Origin of the sequence: Paraburkholderia sp. JHI869 (genome assembly GCF_038900775.1) — a bacterium.
Taxonomy (GTDB): domain Bacteria; phylum Pseudomonadota; class Gammaproteobacteria; order Burkholderiales; family Burkholderiaceae; genus Paraburkholderia.
Window position 1 is genome coordinate 1 of record NZ_JAYMSC010000074.1, and the last position, 4344, is coordinate 4344.

At 70.7% G+C, this 4344-nt stretch carries 4 protein-coding genes; all 4 read left to right on the forward strand.

From position 1 onward, the window contains the following. Window positions 1–523 (forward strand): flagellar assembly protein FliH (fliH, locus tag VSR72_RS43800; RefSeq protein ID WP_342958392.1); only part of this gene is annotated, 523 nt, incomplete at its 5' end. Next, a complete protein-coding gene (fliI, locus tag VSR72_RS43805; protein ID WP_342958393.1) occupies window positions 517–2220 on the forward strand; it encodes a flagellar protein export ATPase FliI in 1704 nt (567 codons plus the stop codon). The genes fliH and fliI, both read left to right, overlap by 7 nt. Next, the gene (fliJ, locus tag VSR72_RS43810) at window positions 2217–2669 is read left to right on the forward strand and encodes a flagellar export protein FliJ (protein WP_342958394.1); all 453 of its coding nucleotides are present in this window, start codon (window positions 2217–2219) and stop codon (window positions 2667–2669) included. Before fliI ends, fliJ begins: the two co-directional genes overlap by 4 nt. A gap of 21 nt (window positions 2670–2690) precedes the next feature. Then, window positions 2691–4247 (forward strand): flagellar hook-length control protein FliK, encoded by a 1557-nt coding sequence (locus VSR72_RS43815; protein WP_342958395.1) that lies wholly within the window; start codon window positions 2691–2693, stop codon window positions 4245–4247. Window positions 4248–4344 lie beyond the last annotated feature (97 nt).

The following is a 4344-nucleotide window of genomic DNA, read 5'->3' on the forward strand; positions in this document are numbered from 1 at the left end:
CCAGGAAGGGCTGCGTTCCGGCCACGTGGCGGGCCAGGCGCTCGGCTATCAGGCCGGGCACGAGCAGGGCCGCCAGCAGGGCTTCGAACAGGGCCAGGCCGAGGCGCGCGCGCAAGCGGCGCAACTCGCGGCGCTTGCAAGCCGCTTTAGCGATGCGCTCGAAACGGCGCAGGCAGGCGTGGCCGACACGCTCGTCGAGCTTGCGCTCGACATCGCGCAGCAGGTCGTGCGCCAGCACGTTCAGCACGACCCGACGGCGCTCGTCGCGGTCGCGCGCGAAGTGCTCGTGGCCGAGCCGCAGCTCGCCGGTTCCCCGCAGCTCGTGGTGAGCCCCGCCGATCTGCCGATCGTCGAAGCCTATCTGCTCGACGACCTTCAGGCGCGCGGCTGGAGCGTGCGCACCGACCCGACGATCGAGCGCGGCGGCTGCCGCGCGCAGGCCGCGACGGGCGAAACCGACGCCAGCATCCGCACGCGCTGGGAGCGCGTGACGGCCGCGCTTGGCAAGGCACGGCCATGGTGAATCATCCCCAACCGCCGAGCCATCAAGCGATCCATCACGCGATCCACACGGGCGGCCTCACGCCGCTCGAGCAGGAACTCGCGCTCGCGTCATTCGGCCCGCTTGCAAGCGACCCCGCGCATCTTGGCGCGCTGCTCGTGGGCGACCTCGACATCCCGAGCAAGCGCGAGGCACGCGAGCAGGGCGCCATCGACGCGATCGACGCAGCGATCGACGCAGATACTTTCGATGCGCCGCCGAGCCTGACCGATCACGGCGCGCCGGTCGAGGCCGAAGCTGCGCCCGCGCCCTACGTGCCGCCGGCGAACTACGACCCGGCCAACCCGTTTCTGACTTCGTGGAACGCGCAATTGCGCGGTGTGCGCGAGCGTAACGCGCTCGCCCTGCCGCTGCGCGGCTGTGGACGCCTCACGCGCGCGGCGGGCCTCGTGCTCGAAGCGGTGGGGCTGCGCCTCGCCGTGGGCGCCGAAGTGATGATCGAGCTGCCGCCGGGCAGCTCGCTGCCGATGGCCGAAGCGGAAGTGGTCGGCTTCGGCGGCGACAAACTCTTTCTGATGCCGACGACCGAAGTCGCGGGCCTGTTGCCCGGCGCGCGCGTCTGGCCGCTCGAAACCGCGCCGATCGCCGACCCGAAAGCGGGCGCAAAGCGCCTGCCGGTGGGCTGGGGCATGCTCGGCCGCGTGGTCGATGCCTCGGGCCGCCCGCTCGACGGCCTCGGCCCCTTGAACACCGAAGCCGACGCGCCGCTCACCGCGCCCGTCATCAATCCGCTGAACCGCGAGCCGATCCACAAGGTGCTCGACGTGGGCGTGCGCGCGATCAACTCGCTGCTCACGGTCGGGCGCGGCCAGCGCATGGGCCTCTTTGCGGGCTCGGGCGTGGGTAAATCGGTGCTGCTCGGCACGATGGCGCGCGCAACCAGCGCGGAAGTCATCGTGATCGGCCTGATCGGCGAGCGGGGCCGCGAAGTGAAGGAATTCATCGAGCAGATCCTCGGCGAGGACGGCCTGGCGCGCTCGGTCGTCGTGGCCGCGCCCGCCGACGTGTCGCCGCTCCTGCGCATGCAGGCCGCCGCGTACACCACGTCGCTGGCCGAATATTTCCGCGACCAGGGCAAGCACGTGCTGCTGCTCATGGATTCGCTCACGCGCTATGCGATGGCGCAGCGCGAGATCGCGCTCGCCATCGGCGAGCCGCCCGCGACCAAGGGCTATCCGCCTTCGGTGTTCGCGAAGCTACCGGCGCTCGTCGAGCGCACCGGCAACGGCCCCGAGGGCGGCGGCTCGATCACGGCGTTCTACACCGTGCTCACCGAAGGCGACGACCAGCAGGACCCGATCGCCGACTCGGCGCGAGCGATTCTCGACGGCCACATCGTCCTCTCGCGTGCGCTCGCCGAGGCGGGGCACTATCCGGCCATCGACATCGAGGCCTCGATCAGCCGCGCGATGACCGCGCTGATCGACGACCAGCATCTGAACCAGACGCGCGCGCTCAAGCAGATGCTTTCGCGCTACCAGCGCAACCGCGACCTCATCAACGTGGGCGCGTATGTCAGCGGGCGCGACGCCGTGCTCGACCGCGCGATCGCGCTGTATCCGCGCATCGAAGCTTTTCTTCAGCAGGGTTTTCGCGAAACCGCGAACTATGATCAGAGCGTCGAGATGCTCGGCCAGTTGATCGGAGCCAGGACATGACGAAACAGACCGCGCTGCAAACCTTGATCGGCCTCGCGCAAGACGACGTCGACGCCGCCACGCAAAAGCTCGGCCGCGTGCAGCGCGAGCGCATCGAGGTCGAAAAGCAGCTAGAGGCGCTCATCACCTACCGCGACGAATACCACACGCGTTTCACCGAATCGGCGCGCAGCGGCATGGCCGCGGGCAACGTGCGCAACTTCCAGGCGTTCATCGACACGCTCGACGCGGCGATCGAACAGCAGCGGCGCCTGCTCGAGCAGGCCACCGCGCGCGTGGAGGCCACCAAGCCCGAATGGCAGCGCAGCAAGCAGAAGCTCGGCTCGTACGAGGTCCTGCAAACGCGCCAGGAGGACGTGCAGGCCCTCAAGGACGCCCGCCGCGAACAGCGCGACGCCGACGAGCACGCCGCCCGCGTGCTACGCATGCGAACGTCGCAACATCCGTAATCAGTTATCGAGGCCGCCAGTATGTCGCTCCTCTCTTCCCTCTCGTCAATTTTCGGCGCCGCCGCCGACGCGGTGACGGGCAATTCCGCATCGAACGCCGTGTCGAACACGGCATCGAACACCGTCAGCCAGGCCGATGCCGCCAGCCAGGGCTTCGCGCAGACGCTGCAACAGCAGATGAACGCGCAAAGCGCGCAGGCCAGCCAGAACGCCCAGGCGGCGCAAAACGCGCAGTCGAATGCCTCCGCGCAGTCGAGTGCGAACACGTCCGACAGTGGCGCCTCGCAAAGCAGCAGCAGCGCTTCGCAGACGTCGAGCTCGAACTCGAGCCAGGGCTCGCAGGCCACGTCGAGCGCGGATCGCCGCGCCGCCGCGCGCACCCAGCAAAAGCAGGCTGCGGACGCAGGTGCGCAAGCCGCCGCGGCGCAGGCGCAGCAAGCCCTGCAGGCGCAGCAGGCCCAGAGCGACGCGAGCACCGACACGAACGCCGACGGCAGCCAGGCGTCTGGCCAGACGAGCAGCGACAGCACGCTCGCGGGCGTCGCGTCCGCCGCTGCGGCAGCGGCCGCCACGGCAGCCGCCGGCGCGGGCACGGCCGCCGACGGCACGAGCACGGGCACGGCCAGCGCCGCGAGCGCCAACCCGAAGTCGGTGAACGACGCCCTGCAAGCCGCGCTCGCGCAGTTGCGCGGCGGCGCGGGTACGCTCACCACGCGTGCGGTGAACACGGCCGGCGCGGCCAGTTCGGCGGCCAATGGCGCAACCACGGCCAGCACGGGCGCCGGCGCCGGCATCGCCAGCAGCTTCGCCACGCATTTGAGCGCGACCGCCCAAAGCAAGGCGTTCGGCACGGCAACGAGCAGCGGCGCCGATGCGGCCAAGGGCGTGGCGACCGCCGCGACCGACACCGCGAAGGCCGCCACCGACGCGCTCACGGCAGCGGCCCAGCAGCAAGCAGGCGCGGCCACGCAGACCGACGCCACGGCGAGCACCGCCACGACCGACGCGCTCGCCGCAACCCAGGCCGCGGCGCTCGCCGCCGCAACGGCCGCGCAGGCCCAGGCCGCTCAGGCAGCCAGCGCAAGCGCGAATCCGGCGGCCGCGGCAGCCGCTTCCGCGTCGATCGCGCCGCAGGTCGGCACGAACGACTGGGAAGACGCGCTCAGCCAGAAAGTGGTGTTCCTCTCGAACGCGCACCAGCAGTCGGCGGAACTCACGCTCAATCCGAAGGATCTCGGACCACTCCAGGTCGTCCTGCAGGTCTCGGAAAGCCACGCGCACGCGCTCTTCGTCTCGCAGCACCAGCAGGTGCGCGAGGCCGTCGAAGCGGCCCTGCCGAAGCTGCGCGAGGCCATGGAGCAAAACGGCATCGGCCTTGGCAGCGCGAGCGTGAGCGACGGCTTCTCGCGGCAGATGAACCAGCAGGCGCAGCAGCAAGGCAGCGGTTCGGGCCGCTCCGGCGGTTCCGGTTCGGGCTCGGGCAGCACGCTGAGCGCAGCGGACGCCGTGGACGACACGAGCAGCACCGTCGCGAGCGTCACGCAGCGCTCCGTTGGCCTGATCGACACGTTCGCCTGACCCTTTCAGCGCACGACGCACTACGCACCCTTCCCCCGCCCGCCCCCGCTCGGGCAACGCAGCCGCGCCCAGCGGCTGTGTGCGTTCGCCCCAGAGC